The sequence below is a fragment of the Longimicrobium terrae genome, from assembly GCF_014202995.1.
Taxonomy (GTDB): Bacteria; Gemmatimonadota; Gemmatimonadetes; order Longimicrobiales; family Longimicrobiaceae; genus Longimicrobium; species Longimicrobium terrae.
Genome location: NZ_JACHIA010000007.1, coordinates 113,311 through 136,798 on the forward strand (window position 1 = coordinate 113,311; position 23,488 = coordinate 136,798).

The window sequence follows — 23,488 nt, forward strand, 5'->3', positions numbered from 1 at the left end:
TGATCCGCTGATGGAAGGATCCACTGATGGAAGGATCCACTGATGGAAGGATCCACTGATGGGACCGCGGCGGCGGGCGGATTGCAGTCTCCGCCGGGCAACTTTCGACGGGATGGATGACGATGAGGATCGCGTTTCTGGGGATGGGTGCCATGGGCGCGCCGATGGCCCGCAACCTGATCGCCCCCGGGCACACGCTCGTGGCGTGGAACCGCACCCGCGCCGCCGCCGATGCGCTCGCGGCGGATGGCGCCGGGGTGGCGGAAAGCGTGGCGCAGGCGGTGCGGGGCGCGGACGCGGCCATCACCATGCTCGCGGACGACGCGGCGGTGGAGGCGGTCGTGCGCGGCGGGCTGCTGGACGCGCTGGAGGACGGCGCGGTGCACGTGTGCATGAGCACCATCAGCGTGGCGCTCTCGTCGGAACTGGCGCGGCTGCACGGGGAACGCGGGCAGGCATACGTGGCCGCTCCCGACTTCGGGCGGCCGGACGCGGCGGCGGAGCGGCGCCTCAAGATCGTGGCGTCCGGCGCCGCGGAGGCGGTGGAGCGCTGCCGGCCGCTCTTTGACGCGCTCGCCGCGCAGACTTTTTACGCCGGGGCTGAGCCGTCCGCCGCGCACGTCATCAAGCTCTGCGGCAACTTTCTGATTGCGTCCATGATCGAGTGCCTGGGCGAAACGTTCGCGCTGGCCCGCAAGTCGGGGGTGGAGCCCGCGGTGCTGAACGAAGTGCTGTCGGGAACGGTGCTGGGCTCGCCCATCTTTCCCGGCTACGCCAGGCTGATCGCGGGGGATGACTTCGACCCGCCTGGCTTCCGCATGCGGCTGGGGCTCAAGGACGTGCGGCTGGTGCAGGCCGCCGCCGAGGCCGCGCAGGTGCCCATGCCCGTCGCCGGTATTCTGCACGACCGCTTTCTGGGCGGCGTGGCGCGCGGCCGCGGCGACCACGACTGGGCCTCCGCCGCCCGCCTCATCGCCGAGGACGCGGGGCTGGGCTGACCAGGATGCGCATCGCGCAGCCAGACGGGTGACGCGCGGCACCCATTCTGCTGCTTCCGCGCGGCTTCCGGACGGACTCCTCCCCGCGGGCGGAGTCCGTCCCCGTTTTCCCGGCCGCCGTTTGGAACGATGCCCATCGCCACCATCAGCCCCGTCACCGGGGAAACGCTCCGGACTTTTGACGCGCTCACGCCGGAGCAGATCGAGCAGAAGCTGCAGCGGGCCGCCAACGCGTTTCGCTCCCACCGGCGCACGAGCATGGCGGAGCGCGCCGAGCGGATGCGCCGCGCGGGCGAGATCCTGGAGGCGGATAAGGACCGTTTGGGCCGCCTGATGACGACGGAGATGGGCAAGACGCTGGCGTCCGCCGTCGCCGAGGTGGAAAAGTGCGCGTGGGTGTGCCGCCACTACGCGGAGCACGCGGCGGGGATGCTGGCCCCGCGCCCTGTGGACGTGGGCAAAGCGCGCGGCGAGATCCATTTTCTGCCGCTGGGCGCCGTGCTGGCCATTATGCCGTGGAATTTTCCGCTGTGGCAGGTGTTCCGCTTCGCCGCGCCGGCGCTGATGGCGGGAAACGTGGGGCTGCTGAAGCACGCGTCCAATGTGCCGCAGAGCGCGCTGGCCATTGAAGACGTGTTCGCGCGCGCCGGATTCGCCGAGGGTGTGTTCCAGACGCTGCTCATCGGCTCGGACGCGGTGGGCGGCCTGCTGGACGACCCGCGCGTGGCCGCGGCGACGCTCACCGGCAGCACGCCCGCCGGGCAGAGCGTGGCGGAGCGGGCCGGGCGCAATCTCAAGAAGACGGTGCTGGAGCTGGGCGGCAGCGATCCGTTCATCGTCATGCCCAGCGCGGACCTGCGCGCGGCGGCGCGGACGGCGGCCAAGGCGCGCTGCATCAACAACGGCCAGTCGTGCATCGCGGCCAAGCGCTTTATCGTGCACCAGGACGCGGCGGACGAGTTCGAGCGGCACTTCGTGCGGGAGATGGAGGCGCTGCGCGTGGGCGATCCCATGCAGGACGGCGTGGACATCGGGCCGCTGGCCACGGCAAGCATCCGCGACGAGGTGGACGAGCAGGTGCGCAGGTCGGTGGAGGCGGGCGCGCGGCTCGTCACCGGCGGAAAGAGGATGGACGGGCCGGGCTTCTTCTATCCCCCCACCATTCTGGCGGACATCCCGGAAAGCGCGCCGGCGTACCGGGAAGAGGTGTTCGGCCCCGTGGCCCTGCTGTTTCGCGCCACGGACGTGGATGACGCCATCCGCCTGGCCAACGACTCGGACTTCGGGCTGGGGAGCAGCGTGTGGACCACGGACGAGGGGGAACGCGCGCGCTTCGTAACGGAGATCGAGGCGGGGATGACGTTCGTGAACGCGATGGTCTCGTCTGATCCGCGGCTGCCGTTCGGCGGGGTGAAGCAGTCCGGGTACGGGCGGGAACTGGCGGAGTTCGGCATCCACGAATTCGTGAACGTAAAGTCCGTCTGGATCCAGGAAACTCCGCCGGACGACCATCCGGCGGCGGAGTAGGGCGCGTTGGGGGCTTGGGTGAATCCGGCGGGCTGGCGCGACTGAAGTCGCGGCAACAACGGCGCGAAGTCCGCCTGCGCGGACTGTGGGGCGGGCATTGGTTCGTTTCGGTGAGCACCGCGCGTCCGCCATCCAGGAGCGAATGAATTCGCCGCTGGAAAAGCACGAAGTCCGCCTGCGCGGACTGTGGCCACGGCTTCCGGTGTGTCGTCCCGGTGACCGTTCGGGAGAGGGCTCGCTTTCGCGGTTGAGCAAGCTCGGTCGCGCGCAGGGCAGCGGCACGGACGAAAGGTGCGGAGCGTCGGTTCTCCCGTCGGGCCGGCGCCGACCGCGCACGGCCGTCTATCGGGCACGGACGTTCATCGACCAGGTAACGATCCGCTGATCAACCGGGAAATCTGGCGGATGGACGCCGCACGCGGGCCGCGGAGGGCTGGGACGGGCTTGGCGGGCGAGGCGCGAATGCCTACGTTTATCCGTCTGTTTGCGCAGTTGAACACCGCGCCGGCCCCACCTCTCCCGCCGGGACCCGCACCCCCATGTCCGACCCCATCCATCCACCCCGACAGGACCCCGGCCCGCACGCCTCGTCCGGCGGGCTGGACACCGCCGCGCCCCCGCTTTCCGAACCCGCGCCCGCCCGCCCCCGGACAGCGGTGCGCAACCGCTGGTGGTCGCCCGACACGCGGCGCACGCCGGACCGGCCCTGCCTGAACTGCGGCAACGCGGTGTCGGGCAACTTCTGCCCCAATTGCGGGCAGCGGAAGGCGGACGTGCGCGTCTCGCTGCGCCGCATGATGATGGAGGTGCTGGATGACCAGCTTTCGCTGAACTCCGCCCTCCCGCGCACCATGGGCGCGCTGCTGTTCCGCCCCGGGCACCTGACGTCGGAATACGTGCAGGGGCGCATCGTGCGCTACATCCCGCCGTTTCGCATCTACCTGGTCGCGTCCCTGCTGTTTTTCATCGTTCTGCCGTGGGTGCTGAACGTGGACCGCATCGCCGACCAGACGCGCGAGGCCCGGCTCAAGGCGCAGGCGGAAGATTCCATCGCCGCGGCGCACAAGGCTGATTCGCTGCGCCTGGCCGGCCGCTCCGTCCGCCGCCCCGCCACGGCCGCCGCCGCCGCGCCGGCGGATGGCGATGAAGACGACGAGGGACTGGCGGGAGTGCGGAGCACCCGCAACGGCCCGCAGCTCAACTTGGCCGTCAAGGACACCACCCAGGTGCCGGCGCTGCTGAAGCCGCTCAACCGGCACATGCTGGCCACCGAAGCGCGGCTGGAAGCCATGCCGACGGAAGAAGTGCTTCGCCTGGCCATGCGCGAGTTTCTGCAGAACCTGCCCACCGGCGTGTTTCTGCTGATGCCCGTGTTCGCCATGATCCTCAAGGTGCTGTACTTTCGGCGAAAGCGGTTCTACGTGGAGCACTTCGTCTTTGCGCTGCACGTGCACGGCTTTGCGTTCCTGCTGTTCACCGCCATGCTCCTGGCCCCGTGGACGTGGCTGAACCCGGTGCTGCAGCTGTGGTTTGCCATCTACCTGTACTGGGCCATGAAGCGCGTCTACGGCCAGGGGTGGATGCGAACGCTGATGAAATACGGGGTGCTGGTGTCCACCTACATGGTGATCATGCTGTTCGAGATGCTGGGCGTGGGGCTGGCGACCGCGTTCATGATGTAGCCCGCGCTTCTTTTCGGATGAACGAACGCCCCCGGCGCAGCAGGCGCGCCGGGGGCGTTTTTCCGTCACAGGCCGCAGGATTACCTGCGGGGTCCCACCAGCCATTTGGCGACGGCGGTGGCCACCACGTCGCCCGCCTGGTCGCGGATGCTGGTGACGACCTCGATCTCACGCTCCTCGTTGCTTTCCAGCACGGGCGCGTTGGCTTCGGCGGTCAGCGTGCCGCGCGCCTTCTTGGTGTATTCGATGGACAGCCCCTTGAGGATGGAGCGCGCGTCCGGCCGCATTCCAAAGTTCAGGGCCAGACCGGTGCTGAGCTCGGCCAGGTTCATCATGGCGATGGCGTGCACGGAGCGCAGATGGTTGCGCACGCGGCGGCGGTCGCGCAGCGTGGCGCGTGCGTAGCCGGGGCGCAGTTCCTCTACCCGTGCGCCCATGGAGCCGGTGTAGGGCACGATTCGCCCCAGCATCCAGCTGAACATCGCCTTGCCGCCGGGGCGGCCGCTGAGCCGCTCCCAGTTCTGCCGGATGGCTGCTTCCGGGGTGGTTGCCGTATTCGCCATGCAGGGCCGTGGTAGGCAGAGGGGGAACGCGCGGCGGACCGGTTTCCGCCCGCGGTGCATCATGCTGCGCTGGCGCTGACGATACCGCCACCACGCCTTTCCCGTCCAGAGCGGGGCGTGTGGAGGCGGCTGGTTCCGCGGGAGTGGCCGGGCTGTTCGGTGGATGTTAAAGATCGGTGCGCGTCCGTCGGCTGTGGCCCTCACCCCGCGTGCTGCGCACGACGACCCTCTCCCACGAACGGATGTGGGAGAGGGAGCACACCCCAGTATCGTGTGCGACCTGCACGCAGTTGAAGCCCCGAGCCTGGACGCGCCAGCGGCCGGGAGTCGGGGCTTCCCGCTTGTTGAGCGGCGGATTCATTCGCTCAACAGACTTTGCGCAGGACGATACTCTTCGTCCCGCACCGATCCCTCCGCCCCGCCATCAACCCTCCCCCAGTCCGTTTTGGGGGAGGGTGGGCGAGTAGTACGAGCCCGGGTGGGGGCCGCCTGTGAAGCCCGCCCGCAGCGATCCCACTGGACGACGGTCCGGGGATCGTCTACCATCCCGTCCAGCGAAGCATCAACCCATGCCAACGACGGAGTCGCAGATGCCTCAGGGAGTGCCGGTGGAGTACCCGATCGAGGTCACGTGGGAGGGCGGAATGCGCTACCGCGGCGGTCCCGCCGGCGGCCCCACGCTCGTGGTGGACGGCGAGCGGCAGGCGGCGCCCAGCCCCGTCGACACGCTGATCATCGCGCTGGCGTCGTGCTCCGCCATTGACGTGGTGGACTACCTGGAAAAGCGCCGCACCCCACCGTCCTCCATGCGCGTCTCCGTCCAGTTTTCCCGCGCGGAATCGCCGCCGCGCCGTGTGACCCAGGCGCGGCTCACCTTTCACGTCGCGGTGGATTCGCCGCGCGAGCACGTGGAGCGCGCCGCCCAGCTCTCGTTCGACAAGTACTGCTCCGTCGCCACGTCGCTGGCCACGGACACGGAACTGTCGTTCGACATCGACCTGAGCCCCGCCTCCGCCGGCTGACCCGGTCCTTCGAGATTCCGCTCTCCGCGAGCGAACGAGCGCCTCCGGGACGTCTGTCCCGGAGGCGCTTTGTCGAGGACCCAGGTGGTCGTGGACGCCGGAGACGTGCATCATCCGCCACGATGGACATCCGAGCGCCCACGCCCGATCAGCCATCTCCGCCCGGCGATCACTTCATCCCAGGACGGCGGCGCCGGCCGTCGCGCCCGCGCCGAAGCTGACAAGCAGCAGCGGGCCGACGGCGCGGCCGGAGCGCACGGCCTCGTCCAGCGCGATGGGGATGGTGGCCGAGCCGGTGTTGCCGTAGCGGTGGATGTTCACCAGCACGCGTGCCGGATCCAGCTCCATCTCGCGGATCAGCCCCTCGATGATGCGCAGGTTGGCCTGGTGCGGAATCACCAGCCCGATGTCGGCGATGGACAGCCCCGCCCGCTCCAGCGCCGCGTACGCCTGCTGCGCCATCGTGCGCACCGCGGCCTTGAACAGCCGCGATCCCTCCATCCGCAGCAGGTGCGCGCCCTCGAAAAGCACCGCCGCGTCGAACGGACGCAGCGCGCCGCCCGCGGGCCGCTGCAGCGCGTCCGCCAGCCGTCCATCCGCCCACCACGAGGTGCTGAGGATGCCCAGCGGCCCCTCGCCGCGCGTGAGGACGACGGCCCCGGCGCCGTCCCCGAACAGCGGCCCGGTGGACGGGTCCGCGCGGTCCGTGATGGTCGACAGCTTCTCCACGCCCACGATCAGCGCCGCCTTCCCGGTCCCCGCGCGCAGCAGCGACTCGCCCAGCACCAGCGCGTACAGCCATCCCGCGAACCCCGCCTCCACGTCGAACGACGCGGCGCCGAACGCCCCCAGTTCCGCCTGCAGCTCGCAGGCGGAGGGGGGCGTAAGGTGGTCTGGCGTAGTGGTGGCGAGGATGATGACGTCCAGCGCCTCCGCGGGCAGCCCGGCGGCCTTCAGCGCGGCGCGCGCCGCGGGAACCGCCATCGCGGAAACCCCTTCGCCCTCCGCGGCGCACCGGCGCTGGTGAATGCCGGTGCGGCGTACGATCCACTCTTCCGAAACGCCGGCCAGCGCGGCCAGCTCCCTGTTGTCGAGCACCCGGCCGGGCAGGTAGCGCCCGGTTCCGGCCACGCGTACGTGCATTCCGCTGGTCAGGTGAGCGCCGAATCGATCAGGGCGTTCAGCCGGCCGCGCGGAATGGCGCCCAGCTCGCGGGCCTTTTCGGCGCCTCCGCGAAACACGATCAGCGTGGGGATGGAGCGGATGCCGAACCGCGTGGACACGCCCGGATTGCGGTCCGTATCCACCTTGGCCACCAGCACCGTCCCCATCCGCTCGCGCGCGGCCATGTCCAGCACCGGCGCCATGACCTTGCAGGGCCCGCACCAGTCGGCGTAGAAGTCCACCACGATGGGCACGGGCGAATCCGCCACCACGCGGTCGAAGGTGGCGTCGCTCAGGTACATCGGGTGGTCCAGCGCGATGGCCTGCTTGCACGAGCCGCAGCGCGGTCCGTCCGCGGCGCGCCCCAGGTCCACCCGGTTCAGACGGCCGCAGTGGTTGCAGGCGACCATGGCCTTGGATTCCGTCATCATCCTTCCCTCAGCGCTCCACCGGAAAGTCTTCGCCCCGGCGGCTCCAGTCGGTGAACGAGGCGTCGTACAGGCGCACGGTGCGCTCCAGGTAGCGGGCCACGAAGTACAGCATGCTGGCCTGCTCGGCGGTGCGGCCGTACACCACCACGGTGTCGCGCTGCGCGGCGTCGGCCAGGGTGAAGCGGGAGGCCAGCACCTCGGGCGAGCGCAGGCGCAGATCCGTTTCCGACACGAACGCCGTGCGTGACGGGATGTTGTACGCGCCGGGAATGTGCCCCGCGCGGGTGACGCCCTCGCCCGGCGTGGCGCCGCTGAACTCCTCGGGCGGCCGCGCGTCGATGAGCACCACAGTGCTGTCGGCGCGGTGCTGGTTGACCCAGGCCGCGTCCACCACCAGCTGCGGGCGCGGGCGCACCGTCAGCGTGCCCGTCGACCCCGTGGCGGCTTCCGTGCTCACCGGCCGGTTGTCCGCCCGCCAGCGCTCCAGCCCGCCGTCCAGCAGCGCGTGCTCCTGGTGGCCGGCGTAGTCGAGGATGAAGAAGGCACGCGCCGCCAGCATTCCCTGCATGTCGCCGTAGAGGACCACGCGAGAGTTGTCGGAGATGCCCACGCCTTCCAGCACCGTCTCCAGCGCGGCCGCGTCGGGAAGAGCGCCGTCCCCCGCGGAGATGGACGAAAGCGCCAGGAACCGCGCGCCGGGAATGTGCCCGGCGTCGTACGAGGCGCGGTCGCGGCCCACGTGCACCACCACGGTGCGCGGATCGTCCAGGCGGCCGGAGAGCCGCTCGGGGCTGATGAGCAGCGACGAATTCCACTGCGGGAGAGGATACGAGTCCTGACGGGCGATGGGGCACGCCGCCGTGCCCAGGACCAGGGCGGCGGCGGAGGCCAGCAGAAGCGGCTTGCGCATGGACAGATCTCGGGCGACGGGATGGGGCACGCCGGCGGCGCCGGCACGGGGTTCAGGCTGATACGTTCGACACAGGATATGCAAGGCGCGGGCGAGGGGAAACGAAGTGCGTGAGTGCGGGGTGCGGGAGTGCGTGAGTGCGCCTTCCCAAGCGCGGTTTTTGGGGCGTGGGCGGGGGTTTGCGGACGCGATCGGATGGGGAGGATCGGGAACGGATGGGGAGCGGTGGTGCACGGTGCCGTGGTGGCCCTCACCCCGCGTGCTGCGCACGACGACCCTCTCCCACAAACAGACGTGGGAGAGGGAGCACACACCAGATTTGTGCGGCAGAGATTATGGGGCGAGCGGCGGCTCATCCTCCGGCGGTTGAAACCGCACCTCGAAAAACACGAAGTCTGCCTTCGCAGACTGCGGCGGCGGTATCTGGTTGTAATCCCCATGCAGTTGAAGCCCCGAACGGCGCCTGCGGGCGTCGTGTCGGGGGTTCCCGCTTCTGGAGCGGCGGATTCATTCGCTCCAGATACTCGCCGCCGCGCCCAACTCCGCTGCACGCGCCGAACTATCCGCCCCGCCTCAACCCTCCCCCAGTCTTTTTTGGGGGAGGGTGGGCGAGTAGTACGAGCCCGGGTGGGGGGCGCCCGTGATCTCCGCCTACCGCCCCTCTACCGATGCACCAGCCACGCAAGGTGCTGCAGTTCCGGCTCGATCAGCTTTTCCCACGCGAGCCTGACAGCGGCGGGGCTGCCGGGAAGCGAAAACACCACGCGGTCGCGGTACACCCCGGCCGTCGCGCGTGACAGCATGGCCGCCGCGCCCACCTGCTCCCAGCTCAGCATCCGGAACAGCTCGCCGAACCCGGGAATCGGCTTTTCCAGCGCGCGCGAAAGCACGTCGAACGTCGTGTCGCGCGGCGCGATGCCGGTGCCGCCGTTGAAGATGATCACGCGCCCCGGCCCGAACCCCATCGCGCGCAGCGCATCCTCCACCTCTCCCGCCTCGTCCGGGATCAGCCGGTAGTCCGCCAGATGGTGCCCGCCCGCCTCGATCGCCTCGCGCAGCCACTGGCCGTTGGTGTCCGTTTCCATCGTCCGCGAATCACTTACCGTCACCACGGATACCTGAACCGGGCCCCGGTCCTCCGCCAGCCGGTGGTGGCGCGCGCTGCTTTCCGTCGTCATCCCGTCCTCGCGTCCCGTTGCAGAGCGGCCGCGCGGCCCGGGCGCGGTTTGCGCGCGGGCCAGCCGCCGGTAGATTGTCTCCGTCCCTCCCCACCGCCGCACAGGCATTCCCCGCGCCGTCCCCCGCGCGCCATGACCATCGCTTCTCGCGTGCCGGGCTCCGCTCCGCGCCCGCACCGTGCGCATCCGCCCGGCCCCCGTACGTGCACGCACGCCACGCGAACGCTCGCGACGGGCGTGCATTCGCGCATTTCGCCGCGTGCCGGCGGGCGGGCACGGTGACGCCCGCACCCGCCAAGGCGCGAGTGGACCGCCGCGCCGCCCGCCGCTGGAAGAAGACGGCGCTCGCCACGGTGATCGTGGGCGGGCTGGTTGCCTTTTTTGCCCTTGGCGGCCACCATTACCTTAGCTTTCAGACGCTCAAGGCGCACCGGGTAGAGCTGCACGAGTACACCGAGCGCCACTACGCGGCCATGTTCCTGGCCGTGCTGCTGGCCTACACCGTGGCCACGGCGCTCAGCTTTCCCGGCGGCGTGCTGCTGTCGCTGGCGGTGGGCTTTCTGTTCGGGCGCTGGGTGGGCACCGGCCTGGTCGTGGTGGCGGCCACGGTGGGCGCCACGCTGGCGTTTCTTTCCGCGCGCTACCTGTTCGCCGACGCCATGCGGCAGCGGATGGGGCCGCGGCTCGCCCGGCTTTCGCGCGGGTTCGAGGAAAACGCCTTCAACTACATCCTGTTCACCCGGCTGGTCCCGCTGTTTCCGTTCTGGCTGATGAACCTGGTGCCCGCGTTCACCCCGGTGCGCGTGCGGGTGTTCATCGTGGCCACGGCCATCGGAATTCTGCCGGGCAGCTTCGTGTTCACCAATCTGGGCGAGTCGCTGGCCAGCATCGAATCCGCCGGCGACCTGCTGAGCGCGCAGACGCTGCTGGCGCTGGGGCTGCTGGGCACGCTGAGCCTGCTGCCCATCGCCATCAAGAAGTTCAGAAACTCACGACGGAAGAAGATGCATGGCTGATCTGGACGTGGAACGCGTACCCGCACGCAACACCCTCGCGTACGTCGCGCTGGGCCTGGCGCTGCTGGCCGCGCTGATGCTGTTCCTTACCGGCCCCGGCGCGCGGTTCGGGCTGTGGGACTTCCGCTTCAGCTTCCGGCTGATGGGCTGGGCGGCGTACGTGGGGATCGCGGCGGTGCTGGCCGCCATCGCGGCGCTGATCGCGGGGCGCCGGCGCGGATTGGTGCTTTCCGTGGTCGCGCTGGTGATCGGCGCCATCGTGTTTCTGCTGCCGTGGAACTGGCGGCGCGGCGCGGGCGAGTTTCCGCCCATTCACGACATCACCACCGATTTCCGCAATCCGCCGGCGTTCGTGGCCATCGCGCCGCTGCGCAAGGACGCGCCGAATCCGGTGGAGTACCTGGGTGATTCCATCTCGCGCATCCAGTACAAGGCGTATCCCGACATCCAGCCGCTGATGCTGGCCATGCCGGTGGACAGCGCGTTCGTGAACGCCCTGGTCACGGCGCGGGAGATGGGATGGGAGCTGGTGGATCAGTCGCGGCGGGAAGGGCGCATCGAGGCGACGGCCACCACGGCGTGGTTCGGGTTCAAGGACGACGTGGTGATCCGGGTGACGAGCGGGTCGGGGATTTCGCGCGTGGACGTGCGCAGCAAGTCGCGCGTGGGCCGCGGCGACGTGGGCGAGAACGCCAAGCGCGTCCGCGAGTACCTGAGCCGCCTGCGCGCCACGGACCCGCAGCCCGTCAACGCGAAGTAGGATCAGGGACGGCGGACTGCACGCGCCTCCAACCCGGGCCGGCACCACCGGCCCATCCTCCCCTGAAAACCCGGGGGAGGATTGTCGAGGCGGACGTTCCGATGCCGACGCGGGCGGTACCGGGGGAGGGCAGTCGGGGCGAATGGTTCGGTGCGCAGCGAAGTTGGACGCAGCGGCGACTATCTGGAGCGAATGAATCCGCCGCTCCAGAAGCGGGAACCCCCGACACAGCGCTATTCGCGCCCCGTTCGGGGCTTCAACTGCATAGGCCTCCGCGCCGAGATTGCCATCCGCGGAGGCGGACTTCGTGTCTTTCGAGGCGCGGTTTCAACCGCCGGGCGGAAGCCGCCGACCCGCGCCGCAGCCGGCGCTCGCGCTGAGGTCTCCCCCTCTCCCGCTTGCGGGAGAGGGGGCCGGGGGGTGAGGGCTGCCCGCCGCCGCGCCACACCTCCGGAACACACGAATCGCTGTTCTCCCCTTTCCGTGCGGATGTCTCGGATCCTGCGAAAAAGAGCCCTCCTCCGCGATGCGGAGAAGGGCTCTTTTCATCCACCCCGAATCACGCCTGTGGCGTGATCAGGACTTGGCCTTGGCCCGCGAAGCCGGCGCCTTCTTGGCCGCCGTGCCGCCAGACTTGCCCGCGCCCGACGACTTTTCGGCCGTGGTGCGCGACTTGGCCGCGGTGCCCGACTTGCTGGCGGACTTGGCCGCCGTGCCGCCCTTGGCCTTGCTCTGCGAGCCGCCCTCGTCGGGCGTGAACTCCACGTCGCGGGGCTCCATCTGCTCGGCGAGCAGCTTGAGCGCCTTGACCGCGTTGCGCTCGATGAAGGAGGCCATCGCCTCTTCCTCGCGCAGCGTCTCGTTCAGCAGCGACACCACTTCGTTCTCGCCCATGACCTGGGCAATGGCGATGGCGGTGCGGTAGCCCGCGATTTCGTAGTGCTCCACGCGCAGCGAGCTGCCCAGGTCAAAGGCTTCCAGCACCGGCTTGGAAGGCTTTTCTTCCTTCTTGAAGCTGTCGTGCTCGGCCTTTAGACCCACCGCGGCGTCGCACTTTTCGGCCTTGGCCTTTTCCCCGATCGCCTCGAAGGCACGCTTGAGCCGCTCGATCTGCTCTTCGGTTTCGGCCGCGTGTTCCTCCACCCGCGCCTTCATTTCCGGGTTGTTCACTTCCCGGGTCAGCGTGCCGAGCATCTTAAGGATGAGCTGCTCGGCGTAGAGCAGGTCACCCAGTTCATGCTTCAGCAGCTCCTTCATTTGCGTAGCGGGCATGCGTGTCTCCGGACGGGTTCGGGTTCAGGTCAGACGTGGGGGCGGCGGCGGCCCACGATGAGACGGTAGATGGCCAGCAGGATCAGCGCGCCGACGACGGAGCCGATGAGGCCGACCTGGTTGTCAGCGCCGCCGAACAGAAATCCGCCCACCAGCGAACCGGCGATGCCCAGCAGAATCGTCACGATGATGCCGCCCGGATCACGGCCCGGCATGATGAACTTGGCGATCGCGCCCGCGATCAGGCCGATGATGATCATCCACAAAATGCCCATGCGTTCCTCCTCCAACGGTATCGGGTGAATCAGCCGGTCCCCCTGGACCGCCGTCGTGCCGGTCAAACGCATGCTCCATGCCGAATCCGCCCCAGGATTACAAGTGGATACAAGGCAAGGGCTTGCGCATCTACCAGGAAACGTCTCGTGGACGGGGTGCGCACTCCGGCTGCTTTTGCGTCTGCCCGCCGGTGTCTGAAGGTGGATTCAGACTGGCGGTTGCGTGTGGAGGGATTCCGGGGTGGGTGGCGGAGTTCGCGGGCGGCCCCCACCCGGGCTCGCATTACGCGCCCACCCTCCCCCAAAAAACACTGGGGGAGGGTTGGGGCGGGGCGGACGGTTCGGTGAGCGACGCGGAGTTGGGCGCGGCGGCGAGTCTCGGGAGCGGATGAATCCGCCGCTCCAACATCGCAAAGCCCCGACACCGGCCGCTGGCGCGTCCGGTTCGGGGCTTCAGCCGCCAACAGCGCAGCCTTGGGACGAACACCATAGTCTGGACGCCGCACCCAGTGCGCCCCCTCGCCCCGCTTGCGGGGCGAGGGGGCTGGGGGGAGGGGGGCGCCCGCCGCCGCGCCGAACCCTCCGGAAGGGACGATACGGGTGTGTGCTCCCTCTCCCACATCTGTTCGTGGGAGAGGGTCGTCGTGCGCAGCACGCGGGGTGAGGGCTCCCCGCCGTCCGCCGCGCCACCCTCGGTGTTACACACGCAGACTCCACCGCGGACCTGACTCCTTTCCCGCGCCCGCCGCCCGACCTACTCGTCCGAGCGGATGGCGCCGCGGCTTCGCTTGGTGGCCGAACGCTGCTTCTTGTCCTTGAGGCGCGCTTCCTTGGCGGCGCGCGGCATGCGCGTCTTGCGGCGCGCCTTGGGCACGATCAGCGCGCGGCGGATGAGCTCGGCGAAGCGCTCCGTCACCAGTTCCTTGTTCTGGTGCTGGCTGCGCTCGTCGCTGGCGGCAATCAGCAGCACGCCCTCGCCGCTGATGCGGTTGGCCAGCTTGGCCTGGATCAGCGCGCGCTGCTCATCGGTGATGCTGGGGGAGTTCTGCACGTTCCACGTAAGCTCCACCCGGCTGGACGACGTGTTCACGTGCTGCCCGCCCGGACCGCCCGCCCGCGTGGCCTTGTATCCAAGCTCCGCGCGGGGAATCCACAGCGCGTCGTTGATCTGCAGAACCGTATCTTCAGCCATGGAAAAGCCGTGTGGGAGAGCCGCGGGGGACGCGGACGTTGCCTGCCGGCGCGGAAGTCGGCAATCTGTGCCGCAGCCGGTGGGCACGCCTCTGGCAAAGGCCCTGCCGCCACCCCGAACGGAGGAAACGCACAGCATGTCCCACCCCGCATCCGCGCCCGGTTCCGGCGCCACCCAATCGCAGCCGCGCCACTACCACCTGATCGGCATCGGGGGTACGGCCATGGCCTCGCTGGCCGGCCTGCTGCGCGCGGCAGGGCACCGGGTCACCGGCTCGGACGAGAGCGTGTACCCGCCCATGTCCACGCAGCTTCAGGAGCTGGGCATCGAGTACGCCGAGGGCTACTCGCCGGCCAACCTGGACGTGAACCCCGACATCGTCGTCGTGGGCAACGCCATCTCCCGCGGCAACCCGGAGCTGGAGGCGGTGCTGGACCGGCGGATGCTGTACACCGCCGCCGCCGTGGTCATCAAGGACGAGCTGCTGCGCGGCCGCCACGTGCTGGCCGTCGCCGGCACGCACGGCAAGACGACCACGACCTCGCTGCTGGCCTGGATCCTGGAAAGCGCCGGGCTGAACCCGTCGTTCCTGATCGGCGGGATCGCGGAAAACTTCGGCAGCTCGTTCCGGCTGACGGATTCGGAGTACTTCGTGATCGAGGCCGACGAGTACGACACGGCGTACTTCGACAAGGGCCCCAAGATGTGGCACTACCTGCCCGTCACGGCCATCGTCAACAACATCGAGTTCGACCACGCCGACATCTACCGCGACGAGATCGCGTACCGGTTCGCGTTCGAGCGGTTCATCAACCTGATCCCGCGCAACGGTACGCTGGTGGCGGGATGGGATTCGCCCATCATGCGCGAGCTGGCGTCCAAGTCGCACGCGCCCATCGAATCGTTCGGCTACGACGGCGAGGTGCAGGGCGAGCATCCGCGGTGGACGGCGCGCGACGTGAGCTTCGGCGAGCACGGGACGACGTTCACCGCCGTGCACGACGGCCAGGTGTGGGCGGAGGTCAAGACCACGCTGAGCGGCGCCTTCAACGTTCGCAACGCGCTGGCCGTCATCGCCTGCGCGGAGGCCATCGGCGCGGACAAGGCGGGTGTGCTGCGCGGCTTTGAGACGTTCGCCAGCGTGAAGCGGCGGATGGAGGTGCGGGGCGAGGCGCGCGGCGTGGTGGTGATCGACGACTTCGCGCACCACCCCACCGCGGTGCGCGAGACGATTCAGGCCGTGCGCCAGCGCTATCCCGGCCGGCCGATCGTGGCCGTCTTTGAGCCGCGCAGCTACACGGCCCAGCGCCGCGAATTCCAGCAGGCGTACGCGGAGGCGTTTGCCTCGGCGGACCGCGTGGTGCTGGCGGGCCTGTTCCATCCCGAGCGCTACACCGAGCAGACGGCCATGAACCCGCACGAGCTGGTGGAAACGTGGCGGGGCCAGGGCAAGACGGCCGACTTCATCCCCTCGCCCGACGACATTGTGGCGCGCCTCACGCCGGAGCTGCAGGGCGGCGAGGTGGTGCTGGTGATGAGCAACGGCGGGTTCGGCGGGATTCACGGGAAGCTGCTGGAGGCGCTGGGGGAGTAGGGGATGAGGGAATAGGGAATGGGGAATAGGGAATAGGGAATAGGAACAGAAGAGGGGGATGGGACCTGGCGCGGTCCCGTCCCCCTTTTCTGTTCCCCGCGACCTCCGCGATCCCCCGCGGCCCCCGCGTGAAACGGTTTTGCGGGCTCGTGGGCGACCGATGATCCGGGGATGCGCAAAATCTCGCCGCGGCAGAGTGCCGGGCGAGATTTCACGTGGATTGCGAAGATCCGAACTCCGCGGGCCGGACCGGGGGCAGCCGGCCGGATCCGCGGAGGGTTACAGGCCGGACGACGTGTATCCGCCGTCCTTGGGCCGGCTCAGCCACTGCACCGCCTTCACCACCAGCCACACCACCAGCACCAGCGGCAGCACGGTGAACAGCAGGAAGGACGCAAGCCCGATGGCGACACCCACAACCACCAGCGCGATCCTGAGCGCCACGATCGCCAGAATGCCAAGGACAGCCCACTTCAGGACCGTTTCGAAATTGCTCTTCTCTTCCATTGTCCATGCTCCCGGTGAATGCCCCGCTTCGGCTGACGGGGTGTGATACGCAGCACCCCGCCCGCGAGTTTCAGACCCGCTCGGTACCCGTTTTGCCCGGCGGCCGGGAACCATCCTGAACCCGACCGAAACGTGCCTCAGATTCAGACCCCGGCGCCGCACGGAATCCGCCCCGGCCGCTGGCTGCTCGTGGAAGGACCGCGCCTGGCCTTTCTGCACGGGCGCGATGCGTGGAAGCAGATGCCCCGGCATACGGCGCGCGGCTGGCTGCTGTGGATGGCGGCCGGGCTGGCGCTGTGCTGCGCGCTGGTTCTGCTGCTGGTGATGCAGGTGCGCCGCATGGCGGAGGCGGGCCGCCTGTCGTGGGAGCCCGGCTGGCTGCGCTGGTTCGAGGGCGCGGGCCCGTCGTTCGCGCACGCGGTGTGGATGGATTCGCTGGGCAACTCGGTGATCCTCATCCCCCTGGTGCTGGCGACGGCGATGGCTGCGGCCTGGATGGGCGCGCCGCTGCGGGCGCTGGCGGTGCTGGCCTGCTTCTTTGGCGTGGACGTCATCATCGGCACGGGGTGGCTGGCGTGGAACCGCGCGCGCCCGGACTTCATCGCGGGCGGCATCGCGGCGCCGGCGCTGCACTCGTTTCCCAGCGGGCACATGGGGCAGGTGGTAGCCGCGTTCGGGATGTGGGCGTGGCTGTGGATGCGCGCCACGCCCTCGCGCTCCGAACGCGTGCTCGCCGTGCTGATGGTGCCGGTGATGGCCGTCATCGTGGCGGCGGCGCGGCTGCGGCTGGGCGCGCACTGGCCCACGGACATTGTGGCCGGGTCGCTGGCGGGTGCGGTGTGGCTGGCGGTGTGCATCGTGGCGCTGCGCCGGGCGGAGGCGCGCGGCGGACGGTAAAAGGGATAGTGCGTGAGTGCTGGGTGCGTGAGTGCGTGAGTGCGGGAAAAGCAGTGCTCAGTGCTCAGTGCCAAGTGCCCAGTGCTCGGTGCCAAGTGCTCAGTGCTGGAGGGGGGGTTCTGAGATAATGACGGCCGGTGTTGTCCGCTTTGGCTTGCGCACCGAGGCGGGAAATGCTCCCTTTCGGCACCGTCGTTTCGCACACCCGTTCCGTATCCGCCATGTCTGGTACCATCCGAATCGGCACGCAGGGGTGGAACTATCCCGGCTGGGTGGGCCCGTTCTACCCGGACGGGACCAGGCCCGCCAGCTTTCTTTCCACCTACGCGCGCGCGTTCTCGACGGTGGAGGTGGATTCCACCTTCTACGCCATCCCGCCCGCCAAGTCGGTGCGCGGATGGGCGGAGCGCACGCCGGACGGCTTCATCTTCGCGCTCAAGATGCCGCAGGAGGTGACGCACGAGCGGCAGCTTCGCGACGCCGACGACGTGGCCGACGAGTTCCTGGAGCGCGCGCGCGAACTGGGGCCCAAGCTGGGGCCCATCCTGCTGCAGATGGGGCCGGACTTTGCGCCGGAGGGATTCTCGCGGCTGGAACGGTTCGTGGAGCGCCTGCCGCGCGACATGCGCTTTGCCGTGGAGGTTCGCCAGCAGCGGTGGATGCACGACAGCATTCTTCCGCGGCTGCTGGATCTGCTGCGGGCGAACGGGACGGCGCTGGCGCTCAGTGACGGCAAGTGGATTCCGCGCGAAACGATGACGATGCTGGCGGGGGCGCCCACGGCGGACTTTCACTACATCCGGTGGATGGGCCCCAACCGCGACATCGTGGACTACTCGCACCTGCAGTTCGACCGCGAGGAGGAAATTGTGGGGTGGAGCGAGGTGCTGGGGCGCACGGCGCTGCAGGGTACGACGGTGTTCGGCTACTTCAACAACCACTTCGCCGGCCACAGCCCCGCCAACGCGCGCCGCATGCAGGAGCTGCTCGGCGCCGCCCCGGTAGACCCGTCCACCCTCGGCGAACAGATCTCGCTGTTCTGATCGTGGTCAGGGCGCACGTGAAGCCTCTTCCTTCGCGAGGCATTCCCCCGTTGTTGCGGCGGCTCGGTTGCTCAGCGGGAGAGGCGCTCTGTGCACGAACGTGTCTCCCATCCCGCACGGCGCGAAAAACCCGTTCGGGCATGAGCCTGAACGGGTTTTCTCAATGGAGCGTGGGTCACGCCGCGCGGCTCAGATGGAGTTCAGAACCGAGTTCATGCCGTCCCAGCCGGCGATGGACGACGACGGGGGAGTGGGCGCACGAAAGCCGCCGCCGGTGCGCGCGCTGGCATCCACCACCTTCAGCAGCTGCTCCAGTTCCTTTTCCATCTTGCGCAGATAGTAGCGATACATGGCGCCGTACCCGTGGCTGCTGGCAATCCCCAGAATCCCCAGCCCGGCGACCGCCGCGACCGCAATCACCGGAAGCGCCGCGCTGGCCGCGACCGCGATGGCGGCGGTGGCACCCGCGCCCAACGCCCCGCCCGTTCCCGAGAGCGCCACGCCCGTCCATACGTTCCGCCGCGTACCCGTGCGCAGGTCGGTGCGCACCGACAGCTCGCACCGGCTTCCGCCCGGGCCGGGAATCGTCCGCAGCGTGGCGTGCAGTTGCAGGACATCGATGGTTGCGGCGGTGTAGCTGAACGGCGTGTAGTTGGTGGTCGTCGCCATCAGCCGCGGGATCTGAAACACCAGCACGCCTCCCGCCAGCGGCGGCCCGCCGATGTTGTCTTCCAGCGCCAGAAGGTACGGGTGCGCGGGAAAGATGCGCTGCATGGCCTCCAGCACGCGCGCGGGGTCGGCGTCGATCACGCGCGACACCTCCAGCGAGCGGGCCGTCGTCTTCAGCATCCGCCGTCCCATCTTTTCCACCCAGGGCGTCAGCTCCTCGGCGTGCTCGCCCAGCGCGTCCTGCTCCACCAGCGCCTGGCGGATGTACTCCGGCGAGATCCCCGCCTCCACCGCGGCCGCTTCCACGTCCATGCGGCGGAACCCGTCTGTCTCGGTGGGCTGTGCGGCCTGAGCCATCAGCTGGCCGCGCGCGGTTTCCTGCAAGCGCGCGGCGGCCTCGGCCTGCAACTCCGCCGCGCGGCGCAGCGCCTGGCGCGCCCGCTCATCCGGAATCAGGCCGTCGTTGGAGGACGGCGCTCCGTTCCAGTCCCGCGATCCATCATCCCGCGTCACGAACACCTCCGCTGGCCAGAAACGCGAATGCCGCGCGAACCCGGGGCGGTCTGCCCGGCGGCTTCGGCGGTCATCGTCCATTCGTGCACTTCGTTGGATTGCATGAGGCACACAACGTAAACGGGTGGCACCGGGTTTCGATCCGCGCGGGCGGATGCGCACGTGAGTCCGTCCGCCGCCGTATCCACCACCCGCCCGGGCCGCGCATCGGCCCGCCGCGCCGCCCCCCATCAATCCTACACCCTGTCAGCCATCCGCCGCTACGGCACGGGGGCGAGTCCAAGGCAGTCCGTATCCGCCAGGAACGCGGCATCCCCTCCAGGGAAAACGAAAACGGCGGGCCCCCGTACGGAGGCCCGCCGCTGTTCATCCGCCGGAACCGGCTCAGCGGTAGCCGGTGCCCACGCCGTAGCCGGTGTAGTACGCGCCGGGCTGCACGCCGCCGCTGCTGGCATTGCGGAACCGATCGATTCCGTACGAGCTGTACGGCCCGTAGTTGCCGATGGTGCCGCCGCCCACGTCGCCCGCGCCGGAATCATTCAGGCCGTAGTGGCCCTGATTGCCCGGGTGGCCGGCCTGGTAGTCGCGCCCGTAATCCGTGCGCTGCACGCGGCCGCGATACACCTCGCGCTGGCCGCCCGCGTACCCGCCGGCAAAGCCGCGCCCGCCGTAGCCGGCGTCGTAGCGGCCCTGGTTGCCGTAGTCGCGCGAGTAGTCGCCGCGGCCGGCGAACTCGCGCCCGCCCGCGCCGAACATTCCGCCCGTGTGGCGCTGCTGGCCGCCGTAGCCGCCGCGGCCACCCGTGCTGCGGTCCCAGTCCACGTCCCAGCCGCCATGGTCCGGACGGTATCCGCCGGCCTGGTAGCTGTCGAAGTCCGAACGCCCGCGCCCGTAGCCGCCACCCATGGCGCCCATCTCGCGATAGCCCTCGCGGCCCTGGCCGCCGCGCTGCCGGTCGCCGCCGTACATGCCGCCCTGGGGGCGTCCGCCGCCTTGGAACTCGCGGTCGTAGTGGTCGCCGCCAAACCATCCGCGCACCGTGTTGGCGGCGCGCTCCACGAAGTTGCGGTTCCCGTAATCCCGTCCGTAGTTCATCCCACCGCTCCTTTGCTGGGTTCTTCAACCACGTCCCGCCATGCGGCGGGGGAGGCGCGGGGGTGCAAGATGCGGGCCCTTTGCGGATGCATCCAAGCCTTTGCCGCGGGCGTGTTTGGCGGTATCCGCGAACTGTCCGTTGCCGCCACGGGCCGCGTTGACAAAGCCCGTCGCGGGCCGCACCATACGTTCATCCTTCCGCCTCACGCGCCCTCGCCGCGACTGCTCCCCATGATGCTCGCTCCACGCCAGCAGGCCACGCTCGTGGCGCTGTGCAGGCGCATGGTGCCCCTGCCCGACGAACCGGATCCCGCCGCCGCGCGCCTGGCCCGCGCGGTGGAAGTGCGGCTGGGCACGCTGGATCCGGAGCAGTCCGCCCGGTTCGCCGCGCTGATCGGGTGGATGGATTCGCCGCTGGCGGGAATGGCGAGCGCGGGGCGACCTTTGGGGTTCGCGTCGCTGGCCGCCATCCGCCAGGACGCCTGGCTGCGGCGGTGGGAGCGCAGCCCGCTTCCGCCGCTGCGGACGGCCTTTCAGGCGCTGCGGCGGATGATTCTGTCCAGCTTCTACGCCGACCCGTCCGTTTATCCCGAAATCGGCTACCGCGGCCCGCTGCACACGCGCGTCCCCGCGGTGGCGTGGGAGGGCCCGCTTCCCGGCGCGGGCTCCCCGGCGGATCCCGTCGCGCGGCGGGACGGCGGCGGATCGGGCGGGGCGCGCGTCATCCCCATCCGGCCACAGCTGGACCTGCTGACGGACCCGGAGGTCAGCGGCGTCATTGGCGGGCACCGGCTGCGCGGCGACACGCGCGTGAGAGCGGACGTGGTGATCATCGGCAGCGGGGCGGGCGGGGCGGTGGCGGCGGCGCGGCTGGCCGAGGCGGGGCACGACGTGGTGGTGCTGGAGGAGGGCGGATACTGGCGCCCGGAGCACTTTACGGAGAACGAGGCGGAGATGACGTCGCGCCTGTACGCCGAGGCGGGCGGCCGCGCCACGGAGGACCTCGCGCTTCCGCTGCTGCAGGGCCGCGCCGTCGGGGGCGGAACGACGGTAAACTGGCTGGCCATGCTGCGCACCCCGGATTGGGTGCTGGACGAGTGGGCGGCGGAGCACGGCACCGTGGGGATGCGCGCCGCGGACCTGGCGCCCGTCTTTGCCCGGATCGAGGACGAGACGAGCACCCGCCCCGTGCCGGACGACGCACACAATCCGCCCAACCGCGCACTGCTGGAGGGTGCCCGCGCGCTCGGCTGGCACGCGGGCGCCATGCGCGTCAACGCGCACGGCTGCGTGCGCTCCGGCTTCTGCGGCCTGGGCTGCCGCTACGGCGCCCGGCGCGCCGCGGCGGACGTCTATCTCCCCGCCGCCCTGGCCCGCGGTGCACGCCTGTTCGCGGACGTGCGCGCGGACCGCATCGACGCACCCGCGACGGGACCGCGGCGCGTGCACGGAACGGTGCTGGACCGCGAAACGGGCGCGCCGCGCGGGACGATCACGGTGGAAGCGCCGGTCGTCGTCGTTGCCGCGGGCGCGGTGGGGACGCCGGCGCTGCTGCAGCGTTCGGGGATGGGCGGCGGCGGGGTCGGCCGCTTTCTGCGCCTGCACCCCACGACGGCGGTGGCGGGCCGGTACGGGCGGGAGATGTACGGCGCGGGCGGCATCCCGCTTTCCAGCGTATGCGACGAGTTTCTGCGCGGCAGTGACGGATACGGATTCTGGATCGAGACGCCGCCGCTGTATCCCGCGCTGTCGTCCGTGGCCATGCCGGGCTTCGGCGCGGCGCACCGCGAGCTGATGCGCGGCCTGCCGAACACGGCGACGATGATCGTGCTGATCCGCGACGGGGCGGAGCGCGGCACGTCCAACGGCTCGGTGCAGGTGGACCGCTCCGGGCGCGTGCGCATCCGCTACCGCGTGGGCCGCACGGACCGCGAACGGCTGCTGCGGGGGATGGAAGCCGCGGCGCGCATTCAGTTTGCGGCCGGGGCGGAGGAGGTCTTTACGCTGCACGCGGGCGCCGCGGGGCTGCGCTCCCCCGCGGAGCTGCCCGCCATGATGCGGCGGCCGTCCGGGCCCAACCAGCTGGGCATTCTGTCCGCGCACGTGAACGGCACCTGCCGCATCGGTACGGACCCGGCGCACAGCGGATGCACGCCGGACGGCGAGCGGCACGGCGTCGGCGGCGTCTATGTGGCGGATGGATCGCTGATGCCCACCGCGCCCGGGGTGAATCCGCAGGAAACGATCATGGCGATGGCGACCGTGGTGGCGGAACGGATCGCCGCGCGGCATCCCGGCGGGCGGGCGGGGAGCGCGGGACGGTACGCAGGGACGGCGGGGAACAGGGAATAGGGAATAGGGAATAGGGAATAGGGAATAGGAGTCTGGCGGCGGCAACGGAGGGCCGTTCCGCATCAGGATTGCACAGGGAACGGGCCGCAACGGGCCTGCCTCTTGCACCTTTGTAGATCAAAACGCGGCGCTCGGAGCCGCGGATACGACCCACCAGAACACCGCCGGAGGCCGGAGTGGACCCCAACGACAATCCCACCTGCGTGTTCTGCCGCATCATCGGCGGAGACGAGATGGTGAGCATCATCCACGAAGACGATGACATCATCGCCTTTCTGGACGTGCAGCCGCTGCACCCGGGCCACGTGCTGGTCGTCCCCAAGCAGCACCACAAGAACCTGTTCTACGTCCCCGAAGAGCTGGCGACCCGCACCTTCGCCGTCGCCAAGCGCATTCTTCCGGGGCTGCGCCGGGCCACCGGGTGCCGCGCGGTCAACATCTTTTCGCCCAACGGCGCGGACGGCGGCCAGGACGTGTTCCACTTTCACGTGCACCTGATCCCGGTGCCCAAGGACGCGCCGTTCCCGCTGCAGCTGCCCGATCCCAACGCGGAAGTTCCGTCGCGTTCGCAACTGGACGTGATGGCCACCCACGTGGTGCGCTCCATTCACGACACGGACGCCGAAACTCACGCCGCGTCGCAGGCCGAGGCCGCAACGGCCTGAACCGGACTGGATGGATGAAAATCGCGCCCCGCGCCGGACTGCCGGCGCGGGGCGCGTTCGTTCGGCGACCCGCGTCATCACATCGGACGATGATCATCGACCTTGCCGGACGGAGTTCATCACCTTCGGCCGGCGTGGTTGAGCGCGGCGTCCGCCGGAGTTC

Annotated in this window: 22 protein-coding genes; 11 read left to right on the top strand and 11 right to left on the bottom strand. The window is 69.9% G+C overall.

Going from position 1 to position 23,488, the window contains the following annotated elements; genetic code table 11:
• Positions 1 to 116: 116 nt before the first annotated feature.
• The 3 genes from HNQ61_RS13785 (at position 117) to HNQ61_RS13795 (ending at position 4,207) form a co-directional block, all read left to right on the top strand.
• Positions 117 to 998 carry an NAD(P)-dependent oxidoreductase gene (locus HNQ61_RS13785; RefSeq protein WP_221239688.1) on the top strand — a complete coding sequence of 294 codons (882 nt, stop codon included), beginning with the start codon at positions 117 to 119 and terminating at the stop codon, positions 996 to 998.
• Positions 999 to 1,127: 129 nt separating this feature from the next.
• Positions 1,128 to 2,525, top strand: a complete 1,398-nt coding sequence (locus HNQ61_RS13790; protein ID WP_170033882.1) for an NAD-dependent succinate-semialdehyde dehydrogenase — start codon at positions 1,128 to 1,130, stop codon at positions 2,523 to 2,525.
• 539 nt (positions 2,526 to 3,064) lie between these two features.
• On the top strand, positions 3,065 to 4,207 hold the full coding sequence (locus tag HNQ61_RS13795; RefSeq protein WP_170033884.1) for a DUF3667 domain-containing protein: 1,143 nt from the start codon (positions 3,065 to 3,067) through the stop codon (positions 4,205 to 4,207).
• Between the two features lie 80 nt (positions 4,208 to 4,287).
• Here the strand turns inward: HNQ61_RS13795 and HNQ61_RS13800 are convergent, their stop codons facing one another.
• Entirely contained in the window at positions 4,288 to 4,770 is a 483-nt protein-coding gene (locus tag HNQ61_RS13800) for a hotdog fold domain-containing protein (protein ID WP_170033886.1), read from the bottom strand.
• Between the two features lie 590 nt (positions 4,771 to 5,360).
• Between HNQ61_RS13800 and HNQ61_RS13805 the strand changes: the two genes are divergently transcribed.
• Positions 5,361 to 5,792, top strand: coding sequence for an OsmC family protein (locus tag HNQ61_RS13805; protein ID WP_170033888.1), 432 nt, complete (start codon positions 5,361 to 5,363; stop codon positions 5,790 to 5,792).
• A 174-nt stretch (positions 5,793 to 5,966) separates the two neighbouring features.
• On the opposite strand, the gene HNQ61_RS13810 is transcribed toward HNQ61_RS13805, so the two are convergent.
• The 4 genes from HNQ61_RS13810 to HNQ61_RS13825 form a co-directional block, all read right to left on the bottom strand.
• Positions 5,967 to 6,935 (bottom strand): 3-oxoacyl-ACP synthase III family protein, encoded by a 969-nt coding sequence (locus HNQ61_RS13810; RefSeq protein WP_170033890.1) that lies wholly within the window; start codon positions 6,933 to 6,935, stop codon positions 5,967 to 5,969.
• Between the two features lie 8 nt (positions 6,936 to 6,943).
• On the bottom strand, positions 6,944 to 7,384 hold the full coding sequence (gene trxA / locus HNQ61_RS13815) for a thioredoxin (protein ID WP_170033892.1): 441 nt from the start codon (positions 7,382 to 7,384) through the stop codon (positions 6,944 to 6,946).
• 10 nt (positions 7,385 to 7,394) lie between these two features.
• Positions 7,395 to 8,297, bottom strand: coding sequence for a sulfurtransferase (locus tag HNQ61_RS13820; protein ID WP_170033894.1), 903 nt, complete (start codon positions 8,295 to 8,297; stop codon positions 7,395 to 7,397).
• Positions 8,298 to 8,959: 662 nt separating this feature from the next.
• Positions 8,960 to 9,475: a MogA/MoaB family molybdenum cofactor biosynthesis protein gene (locus HNQ61_RS13825; protein ID WP_170033896.1), complete on the bottom strand. Its 516-nt coding sequence runs from the start codon at positions 9,473 to 9,475 to the stop codon at positions 8,960 to 8,962.
• A 278-nt stretch (positions 9,476 to 9,753) separates the two neighbouring features.
• On the opposite strand from HNQ61_RS13825, the gene HNQ61_RS13830 reads away from it, so the two are divergent.
• Both HNQ61_RS13830 and HNQ61_RS13835 read left to right on the top strand, forming a co-directional pair.
• Positions 9,754 to 10,491 carry a VTT domain-containing protein gene (locus HNQ61_RS13830; RefSeq protein ID WP_170033898.1) on the top strand — a complete coding sequence of 246 codons (738 nt, stop codon included), beginning with the start codon at positions 9,754 to 9,756 and terminating at the stop codon, positions 10,489 to 10,491.
• Positions 10,484 to 11,251, top strand: a complete 768-nt coding sequence (locus tag HNQ61_RS13835) for a DUF1499 domain-containing protein (protein WP_170033900.1) — start codon at positions 10,484 to 10,486, stop codon at positions 11,249 to 11,251. Before HNQ61_RS13830 ends, HNQ61_RS13835 begins: the two co-directional genes overlap by 8 nt.
• 576 nt (positions 11,252 to 11,827) lie before the next feature.
• Here the strand turns inward: HNQ61_RS13835 and HNQ61_RS13840 are convergent.
• The 3 genes from HNQ61_RS13840 to arfB form a co-directional block, all read right to left on the bottom strand.
• On the bottom strand, positions 11,828 to 12,523 hold the full coding sequence (locus HNQ61_RS13840) for a YciE/YciF ferroxidase family protein (RefSeq protein ID WP_170033902.1): 696 nt from the start codon (positions 12,521 to 12,523) through the stop codon (positions 11,828 to 11,830).
• Between the two features lie 29 nt (positions 12,524 to 12,552).
• A complete protein-coding gene (locus tag HNQ61_RS13845) occupies positions 12,553 to 12,798 on the bottom strand; it encodes a GlsB/YeaQ/YmgE family stress response membrane protein (protein ID WP_170035919.1) in 246 nt (81 codons plus the stop codon).
• Between the two features lie 754 nt (positions 12,799 to 13,552).
• Positions 13,553 to 13,990, bottom strand: a complete 438-nt coding sequence (gene arfB / locus HNQ61_RS13850; protein ID WP_170033904.1) for an alternative ribosome rescue aminoacyl-tRNA hydrolase ArfB — start codon at positions 13,988 to 13,990, stop codon at positions 13,553 to 13,555.
• Between the two features lie 136 nt (positions 13,991 to 14,126).
• On the opposite strand from arfB, the gene mpl reads away from it, so the two are divergent.
• A complete protein-coding gene (mpl, locus tag HNQ61_RS13855) occupies positions 14,127 to 15,584 on the top strand; it encodes a UDP-N-acetylmuramate:L-alanyl-gamma-D-glutamyl-meso-diaminopimelate ligase (RefSeq protein ID WP_170033906.1) in 1,458 nt (485 codons plus the stop codon).
• Between the two features lie 279 nt (positions 15,585 to 15,863).
• Here the strand turns inward: mpl and HNQ61_RS13860 are convergent, their stop codons facing one another.
• Positions 15,864 to 16,091 (bottom strand): hypothetical protein, encoded by a 228-nt coding sequence (locus HNQ61_RS13860; RefSeq protein ID WP_170033908.1) that lies wholly within the window; start codon positions 16,089 to 16,091, stop codon positions 15,864 to 15,866.
• A 132-nt stretch (positions 16,092 to 16,223) separates the two neighbouring features.
• Here HNQ61_RS13860 and HNQ61_RS29570 point away from each other — a divergent pair, with 132 nt between their 5' ends.
• Complete coding sequence (locus HNQ61_RS29570) at positions 16,224 to 16,988, top strand: phosphatase PAP2 family protein (protein WP_170033910.1); 765 nt, start codon at positions 16,224 to 16,226, stop codon at positions 16,986 to 16,988.
• 221 nt (positions 16,989 to 17,209) lie between these two features.
• Complete coding sequence (locus tag HNQ61_RS13870; protein ID WP_170033912.1) at positions 17,210 to 18,031, top strand: DUF72 domain-containing protein; 822 nt, start codon at positions 17,210 to 17,212, stop codon at positions 18,029 to 18,031.
• Between the two features lie 189 nt (positions 18,032 to 18,220).
• Here the strand turns inward: HNQ61_RS13870 and HNQ61_RS13875 are convergent, their stop codons facing one another.
• Both HNQ61_RS13875 and HNQ61_RS13880 read right to left on the bottom strand, forming a co-directional pair.
• Positions 18,221 to 19,294 carry an SRPBCC family protein gene (locus HNQ61_RS13875; RefSeq protein ID WP_170033914.1) on the bottom strand — a complete coding sequence of 358 codons (1,074 nt, stop codon included), beginning with the start codon at positions 19,292 to 19,294 and terminating at the stop codon, positions 18,221 to 18,223.
• Between the two features lie 303 nt (positions 19,295 to 19,597).
• Positions 19,598 to 20,308 (bottom strand): hypothetical protein, encoded by a 711-nt coding sequence (locus HNQ61_RS13880; protein ID WP_170033916.1) that lies wholly within the window; start codon positions 20,306 to 20,308, stop codon positions 19,598 to 19,600.
• A 231-nt stretch (positions 20,309 to 20,539) separates the two neighbouring features.
• Between HNQ61_RS13880 and HNQ61_RS13885 the strand changes: the two genes are divergently transcribed.
• Together HNQ61_RS13885 and HNQ61_RS13890 are read left to right on the top strand one after the other, a co-directional pair.
• Positions 20,540 to 22,660, top strand: a complete 2,121-nt coding sequence (locus HNQ61_RS13885) for an FAD-dependent oxidoreductase (RefSeq protein WP_170033918.1) — start codon at positions 20,540 to 20,542, stop codon at positions 22,658 to 22,660.
• Between the two features lie 176 nt (positions 22,661 to 22,836).
• Positions 22,837 to 23,325, top strand: a complete 489-nt coding sequence (locus tag HNQ61_RS13890) for an HIT domain-containing protein (protein WP_170033920.1) — start codon at positions 22,837 to 22,839, stop codon at positions 23,323 to 23,325.
• Positions 23,326 to 23,488 lie beyond the last annotated feature (163 nt).

Excerpts from the sequence above, each read along its gene's own strand:
- HNQ61_RS13835 (WP_170033900.1), top strand. The coding sequence starts at position 10,484 with ATGGCTGATCTGGACGTGGAACGCGTACCCGCACGCAACACCCTCGCG.
- HNQ61_RS13845 (WP_170035919.1), bottom strand. The coding sequence starts at position 12,798 with ATGGGCATTTTGTGGATGATCATCATCGGCCTGATCGCGGGCGCGATC.
- HNQ61_RS13825 (WP_170033896.1), bottom strand. The coding sequence starts at position 9,475 with ATGACGACGGAAAGCAGCGCGCGCCACCACCGGCTGGCGGAGGACCGG.
- HNQ61_RS13885 (WP_170033918.1), top strand. The coding sequence starts at position 20,540 with ATGATGCTCGCTCCACGCCAGCAGGCCACGCTCGTGGCGCTGTGCAGG.
- HNQ61_RS13875 (WP_170033914.1), bottom strand. The coding sequence starts at position 19,294 with ATGGACGATGACCGCCGAAGCCGCCGGGCAGACCGCCCCGGGTTCGCG.
- HNQ61_RS13870 (WP_170033912.1), top strand. The coding sequence starts at position 17,210 with ATGTCTGGTACCATCCGAATCGGCACGCAGGGGTGGAACTATCCCGGC.
- HNQ61_RS13800 (WP_170033886.1), bottom strand. The coding sequence starts at position 4,770 with ATGGCGAATACGGCAACCACCCCGGAAGCAGCCATCCGGCAGAACTGG.
- HNQ61_RS13805 (WP_170033888.1), top strand. The coding sequence starts at position 5,361 with ATGCCTCAGGGAGTGCCGGTGGAGTACCCGATCGAGGTCACGTGGGAG.
- HNQ61_RS13785 (WP_221239688.1), top strand. The coding sequence starts at position 117 with ATGACGATGAGGATCGCGTTTCTGGGGATGGGTGCCATGGGCGCGCCG.
- HNQ61_RS13810 (WP_170033890.1), bottom strand. The coding sequence starts at position 6,935 with ATGCACGTACGCGTGGCCGGAACCGGGCGCTACCTGCCCGGCCGGGTG.
- HNQ61_RS13790 (WP_170033882.1), top strand. The coding sequence starts at position 1,128 with ATGCCCATCGCCACCATCAGCCCCGTCACCGGGGAAACGCTCCGGACT.
- arfB (WP_170033904.1), bottom strand. The coding sequence starts at position 13,990 with ATGGCTGAAGATACGGTTCTGCAGATCAACGACGCGCTGTGGATTCCC.
- HNQ61_RS13840 (WP_170033902.1), bottom strand. The coding sequence starts at position 12,523 with ATGCCCGCTACGCAAATGAAGGAGCTGCTGAAGCATGAACTGGGTGAC.
- mpl (WP_170033906.1), top strand. The coding sequence starts at position 14,127 with ATGTCCCACCCCGCATCCGCGCCCGGTTCCGGCGCCACCCAATCGCAG.
- HNQ61_RS13795 (WP_170033884.1), top strand. The coding sequence starts at position 3,065 with ATGTCCGACCCCATCCATCCACCCCGACAGGACCCCGGCCCGCACGCC.
- trxA (WP_170033892.1), bottom strand. The coding sequence starts at position 7,384 with ATGACGGAATCCAAGGCCATGGTCGCCTGCAACCACTGCGGCCGTCTG.
- HNQ61_RS13820 (WP_170033894.1), bottom strand. The coding sequence starts at position 8,297 with ATGCGCAAGCCGCTTCTGCTGGCCTCCGCCGCCGCCCTGGTCCTGGGC.
- HNQ61_RS13880 (WP_170033916.1), bottom strand. The coding sequence starts at position 20,308 with ATGAACTACGGACGGGATTACGGGAACCGCAACTTCGTGGAGCGCGCC.
- HNQ61_RS13860 (WP_170033908.1), bottom strand. The coding sequence starts at position 16,091 with ATGGAAGAGAAGAGCAATTTCGAAACGGTCCTGAAGTGGGCTGTCCTT.